Consider the following 19,238-nt stretch of genomic DNA (forward strand, 5'->3'; position numbering starts at 1 on the left):
ATCCTCAAGTCACATGGTATGAAACAGTTCATCTCTTGAGACGATGTATTTATCCGGTTAAAACTGATATACTTGTATCAAAATAGTGTAATCACAAACGCGGAGGATATATGATTCTTGTAAGTGCCTGCCTTTTGGGGCAGAAGGTGAAATATGACGGGGGAGATAATCTGCAGGAGCTTTTGAAGGCGGCAGAGAAGGAAGGACACTTCGTGCCTGTGTGTCCGGAAACTGCAGGAGGTCTTCCGAGACCACGCGAGCCTGTAGAGATACAGAATGGAACAGGAGAGGATGTGCTTGAATCGCGCGCTGCTGTTCGGAGCCCTTCGGGAAAAGACTGTACAAAAGAGTTTCTTATGGGAGCACAGTCAGTTCTTGAGACAGCAAAGAGGCACCATGCGCGTGTAGCAATACTGAAGGAGAGCAGTCCCTCCTGCGGTTCGCATACGGTTTATGACGGCACATTCACGCACACGAAGATTGAAGGGCAGGGAGTATGTGCCGCGCTGCTGAAAAGAAACGGAATACGTCTTTATTCGGAGAAGGAAATGACTGCAGAGCTTTTGGAAAAGCTTATTGAAGAGGATGTATGAATTGACAGTGGGAAAAGTTCATGATAGAATTTCATCATTGTCGAGTGATACCTAGTGATGTAGATGTAAAGAACTATGGTATTCTCGATAACTTAATAGAATGCGGGCGTGGCGTATCGCAGGCACTTGACACTTTAGTGCCTTAGTGAATGCCTACTGGCCACGCTGTCGAGCGGTACTTAGTGATATAGAAGCATAAAACGATAGAATTTTCGATAATTTAATAGAATGCGGGCGTGGCGGAACTGGCAGACGCGCTGGACTTAGGATCCAGTGCCGCAAGGCATGGAGGTTCGACCCCTCTCGTCCGCACCAGAATTTATTCCCTGTCGTAAACCGGCAGGGTTTATTTGTATCATTGCAAACTGCACGTCAATATGCTAAGATAGCGTATATGAAGGCATATTAAGATGCAGGCTATGAAGAAGAGGAGTACGTGTTCAGGTACTTCAGAGAGGGAACGGCTGGTGTGAGTTCCTGTACTGAGATACGGAAGGTCGCTTCTGAGCTTCCTTTGCAGAACAGAGTAAGCAGAGGCGTTTGACAGCGTTATTGTCTTGAGCCGGAGAATCTCTCCGGGAATTTTGGTGGTACCACGAAAGCAGGCTCTTTCGTCCAGATGGACGAAAGAGCTTTTTTAGTTTCATGAAACAGGAGGAAGTAAGAATGTCAGAAGAAAGCAACATCCCTAAGGTCTATGACCCGAAATCCTTTGAGAAAAAATGGTATGAGTACTGGGAGAAAAATAATCTTTTCCACGCGGAAGTGGAGGAGGATAAGGACCCGTACAGTATTGTAATACCGCCACCGAATGTCACAGGTCAGCTGCACATGGGACATGCTATGGATAACACTCTGCAGGATATTTTGATTCGCTGGCGCCGTATGCAGGGCTACAATACGCTCTGGATGCCGGGCTGCGACCATGCAGGAATTGCAACACAGGCGAAGGTAGAGGAAGCGCTTCGCAAGGAAGGCAAGAGCCGCTATGACCTTGGACGTGAGAAGTTCCTTGAGCGTGTATGGGAATGGAAGGAAGAATACGGCAACCGTATCATGTTCCAGCTCCGTACCCTGGGGTCTTCCTGTGACTGGGAGCGTCAGCGTTTTACGATGGATGAAGGCTGCTCCCGTGCGGTACGTGAGGTTTTTGTAAGTCTCTATGAGAAGGGCCTCATCTATCAGGGAACACGTATCACAAACTGGTGCCCGCGCTGCAACACGGCTCTTTCGGATATTGAGGTCGAGCATGAGACGGAGCAGGGACATCTTTGGCATCTGCGCTATAAGTTCAAGGATTCGGACGAGTATGTTGAGATTGCGACGACACGTCCTGAGACGATGTTCGGTGATACAGGTGTCGCTGTACATCCTGATGATGAGCGCTACAAGAACCTCGTTGGAAAAACATTGATTCTTCCTATTGTCAACCGCGAAATTCCGCTCTTCGCCGATGAATACGTTGACCCGAAATTCGGAACAGGCGCGGTAAAGGTAACTCCTGCGCATGACCCGAATGACTTTGAGATGGGTGAACGTCATAATCTCGAGCAGATAAAGGTAATCAACAATGACGGTACTATGGGTGCCGGAGCAGGAAAATATGAGGGTCTTGACCGTTATGAATGCCGCAAGAAGCTCGTTAAGGAGCTTGAGGAGCTGGGCGTTCTTGTATCTACAGAGGAGCATGAGCATGCTGTAGGACATTGCTCGCGCTGCGATACTACAGTTGAACCGCTTGTTTCCAAGCAGTGGTTCGTAAAAATGGAATCCCTTGCAAAGCCGGCAATTGAGGCTGTTCAGAACGGACGGATTAAGTTTGTTCCTGAGCGTTTCACCAAAATATATATAAACTGGCTTGAAAATATCCGTGACTGGTGTATTTCCCGTCAGCTTTGGTGGGGTCACCGTATTCCTGCATGGTACTGCGATGATTGCGGTGAAACATCGGTTTCCCGTACAGACCTTACGGAATGCCCGCACTGCCACGGTACGCATATTCATCAGGATGAGGATGTACTTGATACATGGTTCAGCTCCGGACTCTGGCCTTTCGAGACTATGGGCTGGCCTGACGACACACCTGAGCTCAAGCAGTTCTATCCGACGGCAACTCTGGTCACGGGCTACGATATCATATTCTTCTGGGTTGCACGCATGGTTATGATGGGTCTCGAATTTGGCAAGGATATTCCTTTCCATCATGTGTTTATTCACGGTCTTGTGCGAGACAGCCAGGGACGAAAGATGTCGAAATCTCTCGGCAACGGCATTGACCCTGTTGAGGTTATTGACAAATACGGTGCGGATACACTGCGTTTTATGCTTATAACTGGAAATACTCCGGGTAACGATATGCGTTTCTATTGGGAGCGTGTGGAATCGGCACGTAATTTTGCAAATAAGCTGTGGAATGCTTCGCGCTTCATGCTCATGAACCTTGAAGGCTTTGACAACAGCTTTGTTCCTGAGGATTCTGACTACACTTTGGCTGACCGCTGGATTCTCAGCCGTTATGCCAAGACTGTTGCAGGGGTAACCGAGAATCTTGAAAAATTTGAGCTTGGTGAAGCTGCACGGTCTATTTATGAATTTATCTGGAGCGAGCTTTGCGACTGGTATATCGAGCTCGTAAAAGCACGTCTTTACGACAAGGATAACGCACGTCCCCGCCAGACTGCACAGTATGTCCTTGGCTATGTACTTGAGCACACGCTTCGTCTTCTGCATCCGTTTATGCCGTTTATTACAGAGGAAATCTGGCAGCATATTCCGCATGAAGGCAAGAGCATCATGGTATCCGAGTGGCCTAAAAATGAAGAGGGCAAGGTTGATGAAGCAGCCGAGGTTAATATGACTGCTGTAATGGATACTATCAAGGCTATCCGCAACATGCGTGCTGAGGTAAATGCGGTTCCGGGGCGTAAGAGTGAAGCTGTTCTTCATTTTGCGGATGATAAGCTTGCCGGAATATTTAAGGAAAATGAGGCGTATCTCCGTGTTCTGGCAGATGCTGAGCCTGTCGTTATTCTTTCGGCTGATGAGGCAAAACCGGAAAATGCCATGACGGCTGCGGTCAGCGGCGTAGAGATTTATCTGCCGCTGAAAGGTCTCATTGATGTTGAAAAGGAGACGGCTCGTCTTACAAAAGAGCTGGAAAATCTGGACAAGGAAATCAAACGCGCCGCAGGAAAGCTCTCCAATCAGGGATTTGTTGCGAAGGCCCCTGCGGATGTCGTCGAAAAGGAACGTGCAAAACAGAAGGAATACGAGGAAAAGAAGGCGGTTGTCGCAGAACGCCTTAAATATCTCGCAACACTGTGAGGCATCCCATGAACTATCAGGAATCTTTGGAATATCTTGAGGAGCTCAATACATTCGGCGTGAAGCTCGGACTTTCAAGAATCGAACGGCTTGCTGAACTTCTTGGGCATCCGGAACGTAAGTACGATACAATTCATATAACTGGGACGAATGGTAAGGGTTCGGTTTCATGTATGACTGCCGGAATCCTTACAGCCTCCGGTCTTCGCACAGGTCTTTATACATCGCCTCATCTCTTTTCCTATACGGAGAGGTGCAAGGTTGATGGAAAGGAAATTAGCGAAGAAGAATTTGCATCCTGCCTGACACGTGTGCGCGAGGCTGCAGAGAAAATGGTGCTGGAGGGTGAAGAGACACCAACCCAGTTTGAGGTTTTAACGGCACTGGCATTTCTCTGGTTTGCGGAGCAGAAGGTTAATTATGCGGTTATTGAGGTAGGTCTCGGAGGTCTGCTGGATTCGACGAACATAATTACCCCTGTATTATCTGTTATAACCAATGTTACCCTTGAGCATGCAGACCGCTGCGGCGGAACGCTGGAGGGCGTGGCACAGCATAAGGCTGGGATTATAAAAGAAGGTGTTCCTGTCATTACCGGAGCAGAAGGAATTCCGCTCCAAATTATTGAGAAAGTATCAGAAGAAAAAGATGCGGAGCTTATGGTTCTCGGCAGAGATTTTGCCGGCAGCTTTGAACGCTTCAGCGATGGTTGCCAGGAGCTTGTATTCTCTTCGGGAAAATTTGAAGTTCGTTCGCTTCATTATGCGCTTTCACTTTTGGGGGACTATCAGATCGCAAACAGTGCTTTGGCTGTTATGGCGGCTGTGTGGCTTTCGCAGAAAGAAAAAGCAATAACGCCGATGGCACTTCAGACGGCATTGAAAAAGGCGGTTTGGCCCGGACGCTTCGAGGATATGAGTATCGGGAAACAGCATATACGCGTGGACGGTGCTCATAATCCTGCGGGGATAAAGGCGCTCAGGGCATCACTTGACAGGTATTATCCTGACATGCCCCGTGTTTTCCTCCTTGGAATTTTGGCAGATAAGGCAATTGATGAAATGCTTCCTGCGCTTCTGCGCAAAGAGGATGTACTGGTTGCCACGCTTCCTGATTCTCCAAGGGCTGCGGAGCCTGAACTCCTTGTTGAAAAAGCCGATGTGCGGCACGCCGAGGCAGAGCAGGACAATGAAAAGGCACTCAACCGCGTTCTGGAGCTTGCAGATGAGGATTCGCTTATAGTATGTGCGGGATCGCTCTATCTTATTGGCGGACTTCGGCAAATGCTTTTGCAAAAGGAGCATTGAGTTATGAGAGACCTTAAAGCAATGCGCAGAAAACGAAATTTAATGTCAATAGAAGGACTGGCGTTCAAGGCTTTTCAGGCCGAGGCCTTTCTGGTGGCGCTTTCACCAACGGCGGCGACGATAGCAATGCTTATCAGTTTTCTCCTTTGGCTTATATGCTGGAAAATGGATGATGACGTTCATTTCCGCCATTTTTCCTTTGACAAACCCTTGCTCGTGTTTGTGATAATATCAGGTCTTTCTGTTCTGGTATCACCGGACAAGGCTTTTAGCTTTTACAATTATTACAACCTTGTAGGGGCTTATGCGATAACGTATATTGTGGCAGGACAGCTCGTGCGGACAGAGGAAAGACTAAGGAGTATTCTGGAAGCATTTGCTGTCAGCGCGGCAATTGTTGTGCTGTACGGTTTTTATCAGTTCATATTCGGAATTGATATCAGCGCGATGAAATGGGTGGACGGGAATGCATTCCCTGAACTCAGCAAGAGAATATTCTCGACATGGGAGAATCCGAATATATTGGCCGGATATCTGAATGAAGTAATATGCATGGTGTTTGCTTTCTTTGTGACACTGGAAGACAAAAAGGCAAAATGGATGACGGCAGGAATGATACTGTGCCTTGTCGCGTGCCTTGCCATGACTTACGCACGTGGTGCATGTCTGGCTATCGCTGTGGTCATTGGCCTGTACGGACTTGTTAAGGACCGCCGTATACTTGCCGGACTGTTTGGCGTAGGATTTTTGATGCTGCTTATAGATCCTATGCTTGCAGAAAGACTTTCATCTGTATTCACTCAGACGGATACGTCCTCAGAAATGCGTCTGGCACTCTGGGAAAGCTCTGTTGACATGATTTGTGATCATCCTATACTGGGAATAGGATGGGGTGCGTACTGGATGGTGTACCCTGAATATGATTTCTATATAAATGATGCAACGGTAAGAATTGTCCATGCCCACAATATGTATCTTAACTATGCTGTTGAGGTAGGTGTGTTTGGCGCGGCGGCTTTTCTGTGGTACTTCTTCGGCACAATGATTCAGGCGTTTTGGAAGGCTCCGAATTCGGATAATTCATCAATGCTTGTGGGGGCCTTTCGATTAGGAATCGGATTGGCACTTTTGTCTGTGGCTTTTGGCGGATTAACTGATGATGTGCTGTTCAATATACCGACTTCAATGCTGCTGTGGATGCTTTGCGGATTAGGGGCTGCGGCACGTGAAATAACACCTCAAAAAGTCTAGGACGTAAGTACCTATATGGATTTCGATATGAAAGAAAAAAGCGGAAAGATATGTAAAAGTGCATGTCTATTCGCTTTTTTTATTTACCTATATATAGTGCTTGCTGTATAGAAAATTGGATAAAACCACAATATGTTGTAAAAACTATATGTAAGTAAATACTTTCGATATAAATGTGCAAATTGTCGAAAAAAAATACGAAATAATGGCCAAAAACTTGACTCTGATAGGATACAGTGGTATCCTTAGTCGTGGGTAAAGATGATATGAAACGTTGCAACGCCGGATGTGAAGATCATAGGCTGATGCGAGCGGCCTGGAAGGTCTGAACTGCCGGATGCCAGCGAGTCATATCGAAAAAAGACCAAATCGGTCTCTATATTAAAGGAGGTTTTTTGATGATTGACATTACTGATCGCGTACGCAACAAAGCCCTGCGTGATAAAATCGTATCGGCTGAAGAAGCTGCTGCATTTATTAAGCCGGGCATGAGCATCGGTACCAGCGGATTCACACCGTCCGGCTATCCGAAGGCTGTTCCTCTTGCTCTTGCTAAACGCATCGAGAAAGAGCACTTCAAAATTAACCTTTGGACTGGCGCGTCCGTCGGACCTGAGCTTGATGGTGAGCTCACGAAGGTCGATGGTATCGACTTCCGTATGCCTTATCAGACGAATAAGGATATACAGAAGGCGATCAACACAGGCAAGGTTTCCTATTGCGACCTTGATCTGAGTTCTTCTGCGCAGATGGCTCGCTATGGCTTCATGAAGGGCAACAAAATCGATGTTGCTATCGTTGAGGCTGCTGCAATCACGGAAGAGGGCAACATCATTCCGACAACTTCTGTTGGTAATGCACCGTCCTATGTCCAGACTGCAGACGTAGTCATCGTCGAGGTCAACACCTCCCAACCGCTGGCTCTTGAAGGAATGCATGATATCTACGTTCCTCTTGATCCTCCTTATCGTCTCCCGATCCCGGTTGTACGCCCCGACACTCGCATCGGTACTCCGTTCATTCCGTGTGATCCGGCAAAAATCAAATTCATCGTTGGCACGGACATCACCGATAAGGTTCGTCCGCTGGCACCGGTGGACGACGTCGCTAAGAAGATGGCAGGAAACCTCATCGACTTCCTGGATGGTGAGGTTAAGGCAGGCCGTATGCCGCAGAACCTGCTTCCGCTTCAGTCCGGCGTCGGTAACGTCGCGAACGCAGCTCTCTCCGGCTTCATAAATTCGAAGTACGAACACCTGACGGTCTACACAGAGGTCATTCAGGATGGTATCTTCGACATGATCGATGCAGGAAAGCTTGATTTCGCTTCCGGTACGTCGCTGACCCCGTCCCCTGATGGACAGAAACGTTTCTACGAGAATATCGAAACGTACAAGAAAAAGATCATGCTTCGTCCGGAGGAAATCTCGAACAACCCGGAGGTTGTCCGCCGTCTGGGTGTAATCGCGATGAACACGGCTATCGAAGCCGATATCTACGGCAACATCAACTCCACGCTTGTCAACGGTACCCGCATGATGAACGGTATCGGCGGCTCGGGCGACTTTGCTCGCAACGGCTATCTGACAATCTTCCTGACACAGTCCACTGCAAAGAACGGCGACATCTCTTCGATCGTTCCGATGGTATCGCATGTTGACCATGGCCAGCAGGTTGTCGATGCTATCGTTACTGAGCAGGGCGTTGCGGATCTCCGTGGCGTATGCCCGCGTGAACGCGCGAAACTCATCATCAACAACTGCGCAAATCCGGAGTATCGTCCGCTTCTTATGGACTACTACGAGCGCGCACTCAAAGCTACCATGGAGAAAGGCGTTGCACATACGCCGCATCTTCTCAAGGAAGCTTTGTCGTTCCATGTAAGGCTCGCTGAAACCGGCACGATGAAGGTAAAATAATAAAGGGAATTTCCCGTATATAAAATTTCATCGGTCAATATTGGCGAACAAATAAAATAGGAGGGTAAACCCATTATGAGCAATGAAAAAATCCAAGCTGAGCTGGAAAAGTATGAAGCTACAGTAGCAAAAGCAATCGCTAAATTCCCGGAGCGTCCGAACCTTCCGGAAAAACGTCTCTACACACCGCTGGATGTCAAAGGTCCTGAGGCGTATGTTGACGAACTGAGCTTCCCTGGCGAATATCCGTTCACACGCGGTGTTCAGCCGACAATGTATCGTGGTCGTCTCTGGACGATGCGTATGTATGCTGGTTTCTCCACTGCAAAAGCATCCAACGAGCGTTATCGTTATCTGATCGCTAACGGCGGTACAGGCCTGTCCTGCGCATTCGACCTTCCGACTCAGATCGGTTATGACTCCGATGATCCGATTTCCGAAGGTGAAGTTGGTAAAGTCGGTGTTGCTATCGACTCCCTCGCTGATATGGAAGTTCTGTTCGATCAGATCGATCTTGGCAAAGTTTCCACATCCATGACAATCAACGCTCCGGCTTCCGTACTTCTTGCAATGTACATTGCAGTTGGTGAGGAGCAGGGTGTACCGGCTTCCGAGCTCAAAGGTACGATTCAGAACGATATTCTGAAAGAGTATGCTGCTCGCGGAACATACATCTTCCCGCCGAAGCCGTCCATGCGTTTGATCACGAATATCTTCCAGTATTGCTCACAGAATGTACCGAAATGGAACACAATCTCCATCTCCGGTTACCATATCCGTGAGGCTGGTTCCACGGCTTCCCAGGAAATCGCATTCACGATCTCCGATGGTATCGCATACGTCAACGCAGCTATCAAAGCTGGCATGGACGTCGATGCTTTCGCAGGCCGTCTCTCCTTCTTCTGGAACGCACACAACAACGTTCTCGAGGAAGTTGCTAAATTCCGTGCTTCCCGCCGCGTCTGGGCTAAAGTCATGAAAGAGCGTTTCCATGCTCAGAAGGCTAAGTCCATGATGCTCCGCGTTCACACGCAGACAGCTGGTTCCATGCTGACAGCTCAGCAGCCGAACAACAACATCATCCGTGTTGCTCTGCAGACTGCAGCTGCTGTTATGGGTGGCACACAGTCCCTCCACACGAACTCCCGCGATGAGGCTCTGGCTCTGCCGACACAGGAATCCGTTACGATTGCTCTTCGTACGCAGCAGATTGTTGCATACGAGTCCGGTCTGGCTGACGTCATCGATCCGCTCGCAGGCTCCTACTATGTAGAGGCTATGACGGACCGCATCGAGAAAGAAGCTTGGGAATACATCAACAAGATTGATGAACTCGGCGGTGCTGTTGAGGCTATCGAGAAAGGCTATATCCAGAAAGAGATCCAGGATTCCGCTTACAAATGGCAGATGGATGTTGAGTCCGGCGCTCGTACGATCGTTGGTGTCAACAAGTTCACGATTGAGGAAGAGCCTCCTAAGGGCCTCCTGAAGGTTGATGCTTCTGTCGGCGTTGAGCAGTGCAAGAAACTGGCTGATCTGAAAGCTGGTAAGCCAATCAACAAGATGACAAAAGGCCGCGACAACGCAGCTGTTAAAGCAGCTCTCGATGAACTCGAAGCAGCTTGCAAAGACGAGAACGAAAACCTCATGCCGCATATCCTCAAAGCAGTTAAGACGTATGCAACACTCGGCGAAATCTGCAACGTTATGCGCGGTGTATTCGGTCTCTATGAGGCACATGTCAGCCTTTAATTAGTGAGAGTTGGAGGGAATATTTAAAATGGATAAACGTATTAAAGTATTAGTTGCTAAACCGGGTCTGGATGGTCATGACCGCGGTGCAAAAGTTGTCGCTCGTGCTCTTCGCGATGCTGGCTTTGAGGTCGTTTACACTGGCCTCCGTCAGACTCCGGAGCAGATTGCAGAAGCTGCTATGCAGGAAGACGTTGACGTTGTTGCAATGTCTCTTCTCTCTGGTGCTCATCCGCACCTTTTCCCGAAAGTTGTCGAACTCGTTCGTGGCAAGGGCATGAAAGATGCTCTTATCATCGGCGGCGGCGTTATCCCTGAGACGGATATCCCGGCTCTGAAAGAAGCTGGTGTTTCTGAGGTATTCACACCGGGCACACCGACCACGAAAGTTGTCGATTACATCAAAGCTAACGTAAAATAATTTTGTTGGTATAAAAAGTTTGCCCTCTTTGAATGCAAGTTCTTAGAGGGCAACCTTTATACTATCAAAGGTGGTGCGGTTATGGAGAACATAGCAGAAGAAGTTCTGAAAGGTAACCGTTTTGCATTGTCAAAAGCCATTACGGCAATCGAGAACGAATATGACAATGCTACGGAAATCATGCAGAAGCTTTATCCGCATACTGGCCATGCGTATGTTCTTGGCGTTACTGGTCCTCCAGGCGCCGGAAAAAGTACGTTGACTGATAAGCTTGCGAAGGAATATCGTAAGCGTGGAAAGACTGTAGGAATTATAGCAATTGACCCGACAAGTCCGTTCTCGGGCGGTGCAATCCTCGGTGACCGTATTCGTATGAATGAGCTTACCCTTGATCCGGGGGTTTTCATTCGCAGTATGGGCACCCGCGGAAGTTTGGGCGGCCTGTCTCATAAGACGGCCGATGCTGTTAAAGCAATGGATGCTTTCGGTGTAGACGTTATTTTCGTCGAGACCGTTGGTGTTGGACAGTCCGAAGTCGATATCGTTAAAGCAGCTGATACGACTATGGTTGTTCTCATCCCCGGAATGGGCGATGACATTCAGGCTATTAAAGCCGGTATCCTTGAAATCGGTGATATTTTCACGATTAACAAGGCTGACCATGACGGCGCAGACAAGCTTGCAACCGAATTGAACATGATGCTTGATCTCGATGGTGAAACGAAGGATTGGCGTCCGCCTATCCTGAAGGCTATCGCAAATCAGAACATCGGCATCAAAGAAGTTGTCGATACGTTCCATAAACATCATGACCACATTGAAGGCAATGGGCAATTGACTGTACGTCGCACGGAACGTGCAAAAAATGAAATGCTAGACCTGCTTGATGCCCGTATCGGAGCATACGTCCGCCACAATATCGTTGATAACGGTAAACTGGATGAATATGTCCAGGATATTAAAGCGCGGAAAACAGATCCATATACGGTCGTTAATTCGGTCTTGCAGGATATGCTCAAATAAGCAAGTATCTTTCTAGGAGGTTTTTCACAATGAAATTCAGAGTTCTTGGTGTAGATCATCTTGGTATCGCTTGCGGCAACCTCGAAGAGGGCAGCAAGTTCTGGGAAGAAATGCTCGGAGTTAAAAAGACAGGCGAAGAGACAGTTGCATCCCAGCGCGTTACGACAGTTTTCCATCCGATGTGGAACGGCAGCCAGGTTGAGCTTCTCGTTGCAACGGACGAAGAGAGCCCAATCGCTAAATGGATGGCTTCCAACGGTGGCAAAGGCGGAATTCAGCATGTTGCTCTCCGTGTCGACAACCTGAAGGCAGCTATCGATGAGCTCCAGGAAAAGGGCGTAAAGATGATCGACAAGGCTCCTCGTCGCGGTGCTGGCGGCGCTGATATCGCATTCATCCATCCGAAATCCACGGGTGGCGTTCTTCTTGAACTTTGCGAACTCTGCGATCCGGAATAAGTTGAATTTTCAAAAAACACTTGCAAAATTTGGCTTTTTCGTGCAAAATAGACATGTGCTGATTGCACGATTAAACTTATTTTGATCCATTAGGAGGTAGAGTATGGCTACTGTTCAGGAAAAAATCAAGTTAATGAAAGACAAACTGGAGCACGTCCGTCAGGGCGGTGGTCCAAAACGCATCGAGAGCCAGCATTCCAAAGGCAAACTCACAGCACGTGAGCGTCTTGATCTGCTCTTCGATGAGGGCACATTCGTAGAGCTCGATGCTCTCGTACATCATCGCTGCACAAACTTCGGCCAGGACAAGAAAGAGCTCCCGGGCGAGGGCGTTGTCTGCGGTTACGGTACTGTTGACGGCCGTCTGGTCTATGCATTCGCACAGGACTTCACGGTTGAAGGCGGTTCCCTCGGTGAGAAACATGCTCACAAAATCTGGAAGGTACAGGATCTCTCCATGAAGATGGGTGCTCCTTGCGTCGGCCTGAACGACTCCGGCGGAGCTCGTATTCAGGAGGCTGTTGATGCTCTTTCCGGTTACGGCGGCATCTTCTTCCGCAACACGGCTGCTTCCGGTGTTATCCCGCAGATTTCTGCAATCATGGGACCGAGCGCCGGCGGTGCAGTTTACTCCCCGGCTATCACGGACTTTATCTACATGGTAAAGAACACGAGCCAGATGTTCATCACGGGCCCGGCTGTTATCAAATCCGTAACGGGTGAGGACGTTACTGCTGAGAACCTCGGCGGTGCTATGCGTCACAACTCCACATCCGGTGTTGCTCACTTCGCTTGTGAGAACGACGAAGACTGCATTAAGCAGATCCGTTATCTGCTCAGCTTCCTGCCGAGCAACAACATGGAGGAGACTCCGTTTGTTGAGACGCAGGATTCCCCGACACGTATGGATGAAGCCCTCAATACGATCATTCCTGACAACCCGAATGCTCCGTATGATATGAAGGACGTTATCCGCATGATCGTTGATGACGGCGAGTTCTATGAAGTTCATCAGTACTTCGCTAAGAACATCATCACATGCTTTGCTCGTTTCGATGGCCGCACGGTTGGTATCATTGCTAACGAGCCGAATCAGATGGCAGGCTGCCTGGATTGCGACGCTTCCGATAAATCGGCACGTTTCATCCGCTTCTGCGATGCGTTCAACATTCCTCTTGTAAACCTCGTTGATGTCCCGGGCTTCCTCCCAGGTGTTAACCAGGAATACTCCGGTATCATTCGTCATGGTGCTAAAATGCTGTATGCTTACAGCGAGGCAACTGTTCCTAAGATTACGGTTATCCTCCGTAAATCCTACGGCGGTTCCTACATCGCTATGTGCTCCCGCGAAGTCGGCGCTGACCAGGTTATCGCTTGGCCGTCCTCCGAAATCGCAGTTATGGGTCCGGCAGGCGCTGCAAACATCATCTTCAAGAAAGATGAGCCGGAACTCAAGAAGCAGCACACAGATGACTATGTTGCTGAGTTCGCTACGCCGTACAAAGCAGCAGAGCGCGGCTATGTTGACTATGTCATTGAGCCGAAAGAAACTAGACCTCGTATCATTCAGTCTCTGAATATGCTGGCTACGAAACGCGAAGTTGGTCCGGCACGTAAACACGGTAACATTCCGTTGTAATTGGAGGCTTGGACAATGCAGACGACGGGTACCCAGAAAGTCGAGTCTCAAGTCGTTGCTGCGATTACCGCAGCCGTCCAGAGCATGACTGGAAAGCAGTATGTTGCGGTACACATCGAACGCAATAGCCTGTGGACGATTGCAGGCCGTATGCGCCGATAAGGCGTTGTGACGGTCCGCGTTCAAAAATATATGATGTTTTGGAGGAATCTCAAGTGAAAAAGTTCAACATTACCGTAAATGGAACATCTTATGCTGTAGAGGTTGAGGAAGCTGGCGGCGCTGTTTCTGCACCGAAGGCTGCTGCACCGAAAGCTGCTGCTCCGGCACCGGCTCCGGCTGCTCCGGCACCGGCTCCTGCTGCTGCTCCTGCTGCACCGGCTGCTAAAGCTGCTGCAGGCGAGACAGAGATCACGGCTCCAATGCCGGGCAAGATCCTCAAAGTTCTTGCTAAACCGGGCGATGCTGTTAACTCCGGCACGAACCTCATGATGCTCGAAGCTATGAAGATGCAGAACGAAATCCTCGCTGGCGTCGATGGCACAGTCAAAGCTATCAACGTTTCTGAGGGCCAGACTGTTAAAGTCGGCGAAGTTCTCGCTATTGTTGGCTAATCGGACTTATAAAAAGCACCTCTTCGGAGGTGCTTTTTTTGTGCCTTTTTTTAGAAGGATTTTGGGACAGTAATATCGAACATAACTAATTAGGTTTTATTTTTGTCATATGGAAATTGTAGTAGAAAATTCTGCGGTGCAATACGTAACGTAATGTTTGATAAAGAACTTGCAAAAAAGCAAAAAGTCAAATATAATATAGAAAAGTCAAATGGTCAATTAAGAATGTGAAGGTGATCGTATGAGCAACATTGCAGATTTGATTGAAAGCTATATTTTGCAGCAGCTGGCGGCGCAGGAAGACGGTCAGGTTGAGCTTAGGCGTACTGACATTGCAGATAAAATATCATGCGCGCCGTCGCAGATTAGTTACGTTCTGAGCACAAGGTTTACTCCTGCCAAGGGGTTTGTCGTAGAATCACGCCGCGGACTCGGTGGATTTATACGTATAGAGCATGTTCCTGTTCAGAATCTTGTGTATCAGGATATGCGCAGCAAAATAGACGAGGAAACGCCCTTTGAAACGGTCCAGTCGATGATAGAATATCTTTTTAAGCATCAGATGATTACAAATAGAGAAGCGTCTATTCTCATGCCTGTTGTTACCTCGGCGTATGAGACGATGGAACCGGAGGAAAGAGTGCAGCTTCTGCATACGCTTCTGTTGACGCTTGAGAGAATGGCATAGGAGGGATATTATGCTTTGTGATGATTGCCATAAAAATGAAGCCTGCATCCATATCACGCAAATCAGTCCGGAGGGAAAGATTGATAAAAACCTCTGCGAAAAATGTGCCTCCAGATATGGGAACTTTATGCAGGAACCGCAATCCGAAGATTATACAGTCAATGATTTTTTGAAGGGGATTTTCAGTAAGCCATCCAAAGAGGAAGCGGCTGATGTCCCTCATGGTCTTGTATGTTCAAATTGCGGTATGACATATCAGGATTTTATGCATTCAGGCAAAATAGGGTGCAGCTCCTGTTATTCTACATTCCGTAAACAGCTTATACCGCTTTTGAAGCGTATTCATGGTGCGGTTCTTCACAACGGAAAAATTCCGAAACGAACCGGCGGAACACTTGTGGTAAAGCAGGAAATCAGTGTATTAAAGGATAAGCTTCAGATGGCTGTCAAGTCTGAGGAATATGAGAAAGCTGCCGAGTACCGTGACAGGATTCGTGCTTTGGAGCAAAAGCTCGCAGCAGAGGGAGAGGGGGCAGCAGTCGATGGCAGTAAATGATTTGTACAGAGATTATCTTCTGTCCTGGTTTGGAACTGAAGGGGAAGATAGCGATGTTGTACTTTCAAGCCGCGTCAGGCTGGCAAGAAACTTTGAGAGTATCCCTTTCCCAAACCGTGCTAATCAAAAGCAGCTTGCACAGGTGCAAAGTCTTATGTCCTCAGTTTTTTCGGACATTGAGACTGTCTGCGGACAGCCCTTTGATGTTGTTGGCATGGAAGGTATTACCGAGGTAGAGCGTAATATACTTGCAGAAAAGCAGCTTATTACGACACGCATGGCAAAAACTCCGGAGTACCGCAGCGCATATATAAGCGAAGACCGTACTGTAAGCATTCTTGTAAATGAGGAGGATCATTTACGGATACAGTGCATGGCACCGGGACTCAATGTAGCAGGTACTTTTGCTGCTGCGTCAAAAATAGATGATGCGGTTGAGGAAAAGCTGAATATTGCTTTTGATGAAAAGATGGGTTATCTTACATCCTGCCCGACAAATCTCGGAACGGGGCTTCGTGCGTCTGTTATTTTGCATCTGCCGGGCCTTGTATATACGCGCAACATGCACAATATAACGAATATTGCCCAGCAGCTTGGTATTTCGGTTCGCGGCCTGTACGGAGAGGGCAGTGAGACTGTCGGAAATATGTTTGCTGTTTCAAATCAGCTGACACTGGGTTTTTCCGAAAAGAGTCTGATTGAGAATCTTACAAGTGCTGTGGCTGAGATTGTTGCCCATGAGCGCCGCGCAAGAAAAGCTTTTGTCGCGTATTCAAAGACTCGGCTTGAGGATGCGGTATGGCGCGCGTACGGTATTTTGAAATATGCACGTTCCCTTGGAGAAAGTGAAGTTTTGGAGCTGATAAGCAAGGTGCGTATGGGTGTTGATATGGAGCTTTTGCATGGCGCACCATCAGAGCTGTTTTCAGAGATTCTGATTGCAAGCCGCCCGAGCTATATCAGGAATCTTGTTGGAAACGATAATCTTTCAGATGGCGAACTTGACAGGAAACGTGCGGAAATGGTTCGGCGTATACTGGCAGGTGGCTGAACACAGATTTAGGAGTGATGTCTATGAATACCAGGCTGACAGCAAGAGCCATCAAGGTATTAAAATATGCGCAGTATGAAGCGCAGGATATGGAACGAAATTATATAGGAACAGAGCATCTTCTTCTTGGGCTTCTGCATGAGAGCGACGGTCTCGCCGCGCAGGCTCTTATGGCGCTTGGTATAGACCTGGATATGGTACATGAGCGTGTCGAGAGTGTACTTGGAGCTGATGATGATTCAACCTCTGATAATCCGTATTATACGCCGCGGGCGAAGCGTGTTATGGAGCTGGCAGTAGATGAGGCACGCCGTCTTGGACACAACTATCTTGGGACGGAGCATATTCTTCTCGGACTGATTCGTGAAAATGACAGTGCTGCGGCCCGTGTGCTGCGTTCGCTTGGCGCGGAGCTTGAGCATGTGCGCAGACAGGTTATGGATATGCTGGGCGGGGACTATGATGATGTTGAAGACGACGAGATGGAGGAAGGCCGTGGGCGCGCGGAAGGCGCACGCAGCGAATCCAAGACGCCTCTTCTTGACCGTTATGGGCGTTCACTGAATGACATGGCGGCACAGGATAAGATGGACCCTGTAATAGGCCGTGAAAAGGAAATTCAGAGAGTAGTACAGATTCTTTCACGCAGGACGAAGAACAATCCTATTCTGCTTGGTGAGCCGGGCGTTGGAAAGACTGCTATTGTGGAGGGACTTGCGCAATGTATTGTCGAAGGGGCAGTACCCCACATGCTTTCTGACAAGCGTGTAATGTCGCTCTCTATGGCTTCTATGGTAGCGGGAGCAAAATACCGCGGAGAGTTTGAGGAGCGTCTGAAGGGTGTCATTGATGAGATAAGGCGTGCCGGAAATATCATATTGTTCATTGATGAGCTTCACACGCTGGTGGGAGCAGGAGCATCGGAAGGCTCGATTGATGCCGCAAATATCCTGAAGCCTGCGCTTTCACGCGGTGAGATACAGATTATAGGCGCAACCACGCTGAAGGAATATAAGAAGTATTTCGAAAAGGATGCGGCTCTTGCACGGCGTTTCCAGACGATAATGGTGGATGAACCGGGTGTCGGGGACGCGATTAAGATTTTGAACGGCCTGAGGGATAAATATGAGGCATTCCATCGTGCAAAGATAACAGATGAAGCTATTTCTGCCGCGGTTAAGTTCTCACACCGGTATATAACTGACCGTTTCCTTCCTGACAAGGCCATTGACCTTATGGATGAAGCTGCCTCGAAGGTTCGCCTTAAGGCTGTTGCTCAGCCTGAGGAAGTGAGAAAAGCTAAGGAGCGGCTGGAAGAGGTACGCTGTGAGAAGGAAGCGGCTATTCATGCCCAGGAATATGAGCGTGCCGCAAAATTCCGCGACCAGGAGGGTGTTCTCAAGCAGGAGCTTGCAAGGGTGAAGGATGCCTGGAAGAAGGAAGAGGACAAGCACATTGTTGTAACGGCTGATGATATTGCCGAGGTCGTTGGCCTTTGGACAGGAATCCCTGTGCAGAGACTTGCGGCAAAGGAATCGGAGCGCCTTCTCCACATGGAGAAGCTTCTGACAAAACGTGTTATCGGTCAGCAGGAGGCTGTGATTGCTGTTTCAAAGGCAATCAGGCGAGCACGTGCAGGACTCAAGGACCCGAAGCGTCCGATTGGTTCGTTCCTGTTTCTGGGACCGACCGGTGTCGGAAAGACGGAGCTTGCAAGAGCTCTTGCGGAGGTTTTGTTCGGAAGCGAAGATGCTATAGTACGTTTCGACATGTCGGAGTACATGGAAAAGTTCACCGTATCAAGACTTGTGGGGGCGCCTCCGGGATATGTGGGCTATGAGGAAGGCGGACAGCTTACGGATGCCGTAAGAAGAAAGCCATATTCCATTCTTCTTCTTGACGAAATCGAGAAAGCACATTATGATGTTTTCAACATACTTCTGCAGGTACTTGAAGACGGAAGACTGACGGACAGTCAGGGTAGAACCGTTGACTTCAAAAATACTGTAATAATCATGACCTCCAACGTCGGAGCAAATTTCCTCCGTGAAGAAGCACCGACAATGGGCTTCATGACGAAGGAGGATTCTCCTGATGACCAGGCAGCGAAGCAGAAGAAGCGTGTGCTGTCCGAGGTCAGAAAGGTCTTCAAGCCTGAGTTTTTGAACCGCGTTGATGAGACTCTGGTATTCCGTCCGCTGGGCAAAAATGAGCTGGCAGCCATAGTGGATATACAGCTTGGAAACGTGAGAGCAAGACTTTCGGAGAAGAAGATTGGTCTTGAAATAAGTCCTGCAGCAAAGGCAAAGCTTATTGAGCAGGGTTCGGATTTCAAATACGGAGCACGTCCGCTGAAGCGCGCAATCAGGAAATATATCGAGGATGCTATCGCGGAGCAGCTGCTCGCAAAGAAGTTCAAGGCCGGCGATACCATATATGTCAAGAAGGTAAATGGCGAACTGGATTTTGTAAAGAAGACGGAGCATGCAGACAGTACGAGAGAAAAGACGACAGAAAAGAGATAGGCTTGCAGAAAAAAGCCTAGGACGGCGTATCGTTAATTTTTTTATGAATTTCGGCGTGGCTGTTGTTTGGCTTTTCCGCTGGTGCATACGTCTTTTGAGAAGATAAGAAAAAGAACA

16 protein-coding genes, 1 tRNA gene and 1 other annotated feature are annotated in these 19,238 nt (G+C 48.5%); all 17 genes read left to right on the forward strand.

The features are described 5' to 3' along the window. Positions 1 to 110 precede the first annotated feature (110 nt). The 17 genes from BUA83_RS03075 (at position 111) to BUA83_RS03150 (ending at position 19,121) form a co-directional block, all read left to right on the forward strand. Positions 111 to 593: a 2-thiouracil desulfurase family protein gene (locus BUA83_RS03075; RefSeq protein ID WP_072934743.1), complete on the forward strand. Its 483-nt coding sequence runs from the start codon at positions 111 to 113 to the stop codon at positions 591 to 593. A 230-nt stretch (positions 594 to 823) separates the two neighbouring features. After that, positions 824 to 908, forward strand: a tRNA-Leu gene (locus BUA83_RS03080). Between the two features lie 95 nt (positions 909 to 1,003). Further along, positions 1,004 to 1,215 (forward strand) — a binding site (T-box leader). Positions 1,216 to 1,259: 44 nt separating this feature from the next. Then, on the forward strand, positions 1,260 to 3,917 hold the full coding sequence (locus BUA83_RS03085; protein ID WP_072934744.1) for a valine--tRNA ligase: 2,658 nt from the start codon (positions 1,260 to 1,262) through the stop codon (positions 3,915 to 3,917). 8 nt (positions 3,918 to 3,925) lie between these two features. After that, a complete protein-coding gene (locus BUA83_RS03090) occupies positions 3,926 to 5,224 on the forward strand; it encodes a bifunctional folylpolyglutamate synthase/dihydrofolate synthase (protein WP_072934745.1) in 1,299 nt (432 codons plus the stop codon). A 3-nt stretch (positions 5,225 to 5,227) separates the two neighbouring features. Continuing rightward, positions 5,228 to 6,475, forward strand: coding sequence for an O-antigen ligase family protein (locus BUA83_RS03095; RefSeq protein WP_094756436.1), 1,248 nt, complete (start codon positions 5,228 to 5,230; stop codon positions 6,473 to 6,475). A 398-nt stretch (positions 6,476 to 6,873) separates the two neighbouring features. Continuing rightward, complete coding sequence (locus BUA83_RS03100; protein WP_072934746.1) at positions 6,874 to 8,394, forward strand: acetyl-CoA hydrolase/transferase family protein; 1,521 nt, start codon at positions 6,874 to 6,876, stop codon at positions 8,392 to 8,394. Between the two features lie 75 nt (positions 8,395 to 8,469). Then, positions 8,470 to 10,146, forward strand: coding sequence for an acyl-CoA mutase large subunit family protein (locus tag BUA83_RS03105; RefSeq protein WP_072934747.1), 1,677 nt, complete (start codon positions 8,470 to 8,472; stop codon positions 10,144 to 10,146). A 28-nt stretch (positions 10,147 to 10,174) separates the two neighbouring features. Beyond that, entirely contained in the window at positions 10,175 to 10,567 is a 393-nt protein-coding gene (locus tag BUA83_RS03110; RefSeq protein ID WP_072934748.1) for a cobalamin B12-binding domain-containing protein, read from the forward strand. An 81-nt stretch (positions 10,568 to 10,648) separates the two neighbouring features. Continuing rightward, positions 10,649 to 11,590: a methylmalonyl Co-A mutase-associated GTPase MeaB gene (meaB, locus tag BUA83_RS03115; RefSeq protein ID WP_072934749.1), complete on the forward strand. Its 942-nt coding sequence runs from the start codon at positions 10,649 to 10,651 to the stop codon at positions 11,588 to 11,590. Between the two features lie 29 nt (positions 11,591 to 11,619). After that, positions 11,620 to 12,048, forward strand: a complete 429-nt coding sequence (gene mce, locus BUA83_RS03120) for a methylmalonyl-CoA epimerase (protein ID WP_072934750.1) — start codon at positions 11,620 to 11,622, stop codon at positions 12,046 to 12,048. A gap of 103 nt (positions 12,049 to 12,151) precedes the next feature. Next, positions 12,152 to 13,687, forward strand: a complete 1,536-nt coding sequence (gene mmdA / locus BUA83_RS03125; RefSeq protein WP_072934751.1) for a methylmalonyl-CoA decarboxylase subunit alpha — start codon at positions 12,152 to 12,154, stop codon at positions 13,685 to 13,687. 15 nt (positions 13,688 to 13,702) lie between these two features. Then, positions 13,703 to 13,849, forward strand: coding sequence for a hypothetical protein (locus tag BUA83_RS12710; protein WP_200795963.1), 147 nt, complete (start codon positions 13,703 to 13,705; stop codon positions 13,847 to 13,849). A 53-nt stretch (positions 13,850 to 13,902) separates the two neighbouring features. Beyond that, on the forward strand, positions 13,903 to 14,301 hold the full coding sequence (locus tag BUA83_RS03130) for a biotin/lipoyl-containing protein (protein WP_072934752.1): 399 nt from the start codon (positions 13,903 to 13,905) through the stop codon (positions 14,299 to 14,301). Between the two features lie 241 nt (positions 14,302 to 14,542). After that, complete coding sequence (locus tag BUA83_RS03135; protein WP_072934753.1) at positions 14,543 to 14,989, forward strand: CtsR family transcriptional regulator; 447 nt, start codon at positions 14,543 to 14,545, stop codon at positions 14,987 to 14,989. 10 nt (positions 14,990 to 14,999) lie between these two features. Beyond that, positions 15,000 to 15,545, forward strand: a complete 546-nt coding sequence (locus BUA83_RS03140; RefSeq protein WP_072934754.1) for a UvrB/UvrC motif-containing protein — start codon at positions 15,000 to 15,002, stop codon at positions 15,543 to 15,545. Beyond that, entirely contained in the window at positions 15,532 to 16,596 is a 1,065-nt protein-coding gene (locus tag BUA83_RS03145) for a protein arginine kinase (RefSeq protein WP_072934755.1), read from the forward strand. The genes BUA83_RS03140 and BUA83_RS03145 overlap by 14 nt, the downstream gene beginning before the upstream one ends. A 23-nt stretch (positions 16,597 to 16,619) precedes the next feature. Continuing rightward, a complete protein-coding gene (locus BUA83_RS03150; protein WP_072934756.1) occupies positions 16,620 to 19,121 on the forward strand; it encodes an ATP-dependent Clp protease ATP-binding subunit in 2,502 nt (833 codons plus the stop codon). Positions 19,122 to 19,238 lie beyond the last annotated feature (117 nt).

Source organism: Schwartzia succinivorans DSM 10502 (assembly GCF_900129225.1).
In the GTDB taxonomy this organism is placed as follows: domain Bacteria; phylum Bacillota; class Negativicutes; order Selenomonadales; family Selenomonadaceae; genus Schwartzia; species Schwartzia succinivorans.

Coding starts and splice junctions, on each gene's coding strand:
- BUA83_RS03075 (WP_072934743.1), top strand. CDS start 111: ATGATTCTTGTAAGTGCCTGCCTTTTGGGGCAGAAGGTGAAATATGAC.
- BUA83_RS03085 (WP_072934744.1), top strand. CDS start 1,260: ATGTCAGAAGAAAGCAACATCCCTAAGGTCTATGACCCGAAATCCTTT.
- BUA83_RS03090 (WP_072934745.1), top strand. CDS start 3,926: ATGAACTATCAGGAATCTTTGGAATATCTTGAGGAGCTCAATACATTC.
- BUA83_RS03095 (WP_094756436.1), top strand. CDS start 5,228: ATGAGAGACCTTAAAGCAATGCGCAGAAAACGAAATTTAATGTCAATA.
- BUA83_RS03100 (WP_072934746.1), top strand. CDS start 6,874: ATGATTGACATTACTGATCGCGTACGCAACAAAGCCCTGCGTGATAAA.
- BUA83_RS03105 (WP_072934747.1), top strand. CDS start 8,470: ATGAGCAATGAAAAAATCCAAGCTGAGCTGGAAAAGTATGAAGCTACA.
- BUA83_RS03110 (WP_072934748.1), top strand. CDS start 10,175: ATGGATAAACGTATTAAAGTATTAGTTGCTAAACCGGGTCTGGATGGT.
- meaB (WP_072934749.1), top strand. CDS start 10,649: ATGGAGAACATAGCAGAAGAAGTTCTGAAAGGTAACCGTTTTGCATTG.
- mce (WP_072934750.1), top strand. CDS start 11,620: ATGAAATTCAGAGTTCTTGGTGTAGATCATCTTGGTATCGCTTGCGGC.
- mmdA (WP_072934751.1), top strand. CDS start 12,152: ATGGCTACTGTTCAGGAAAAAATCAAGTTAATGAAAGACAAACTGGAG.
- BUA83_RS12710 (WP_200795963.1), top strand. CDS start 13,703: ATGCAGACGACGGGTACCCAGAAAGTCGAGTCTCAAGTCGTTGCTGCG.
- BUA83_RS03135 (WP_072934753.1), top strand. CDS start 14,543: ATGAGCAACATTGCAGATTTGATTGAAAGCTATATTTTGCAGCAGCTG.
- BUA83_RS03140 (WP_072934754.1), top strand. CDS start 15,000: ATGCTTTGTGATGATTGCCATAAAAATGAAGCCTGCATCCATATCACG.
- BUA83_RS03145 (WP_072934755.1), top strand. CDS start 15,532: ATGGCAGTAAATGATTTGTACAGAGATTATCTTCTGTCCTGGTTTGGA.
- BUA83_RS03150 (WP_072934756.1), top strand. CDS start 16,620: ATGAATACCAGGCTGACAGCAAGAGCCATCAAGGTATTAAAATATGCG.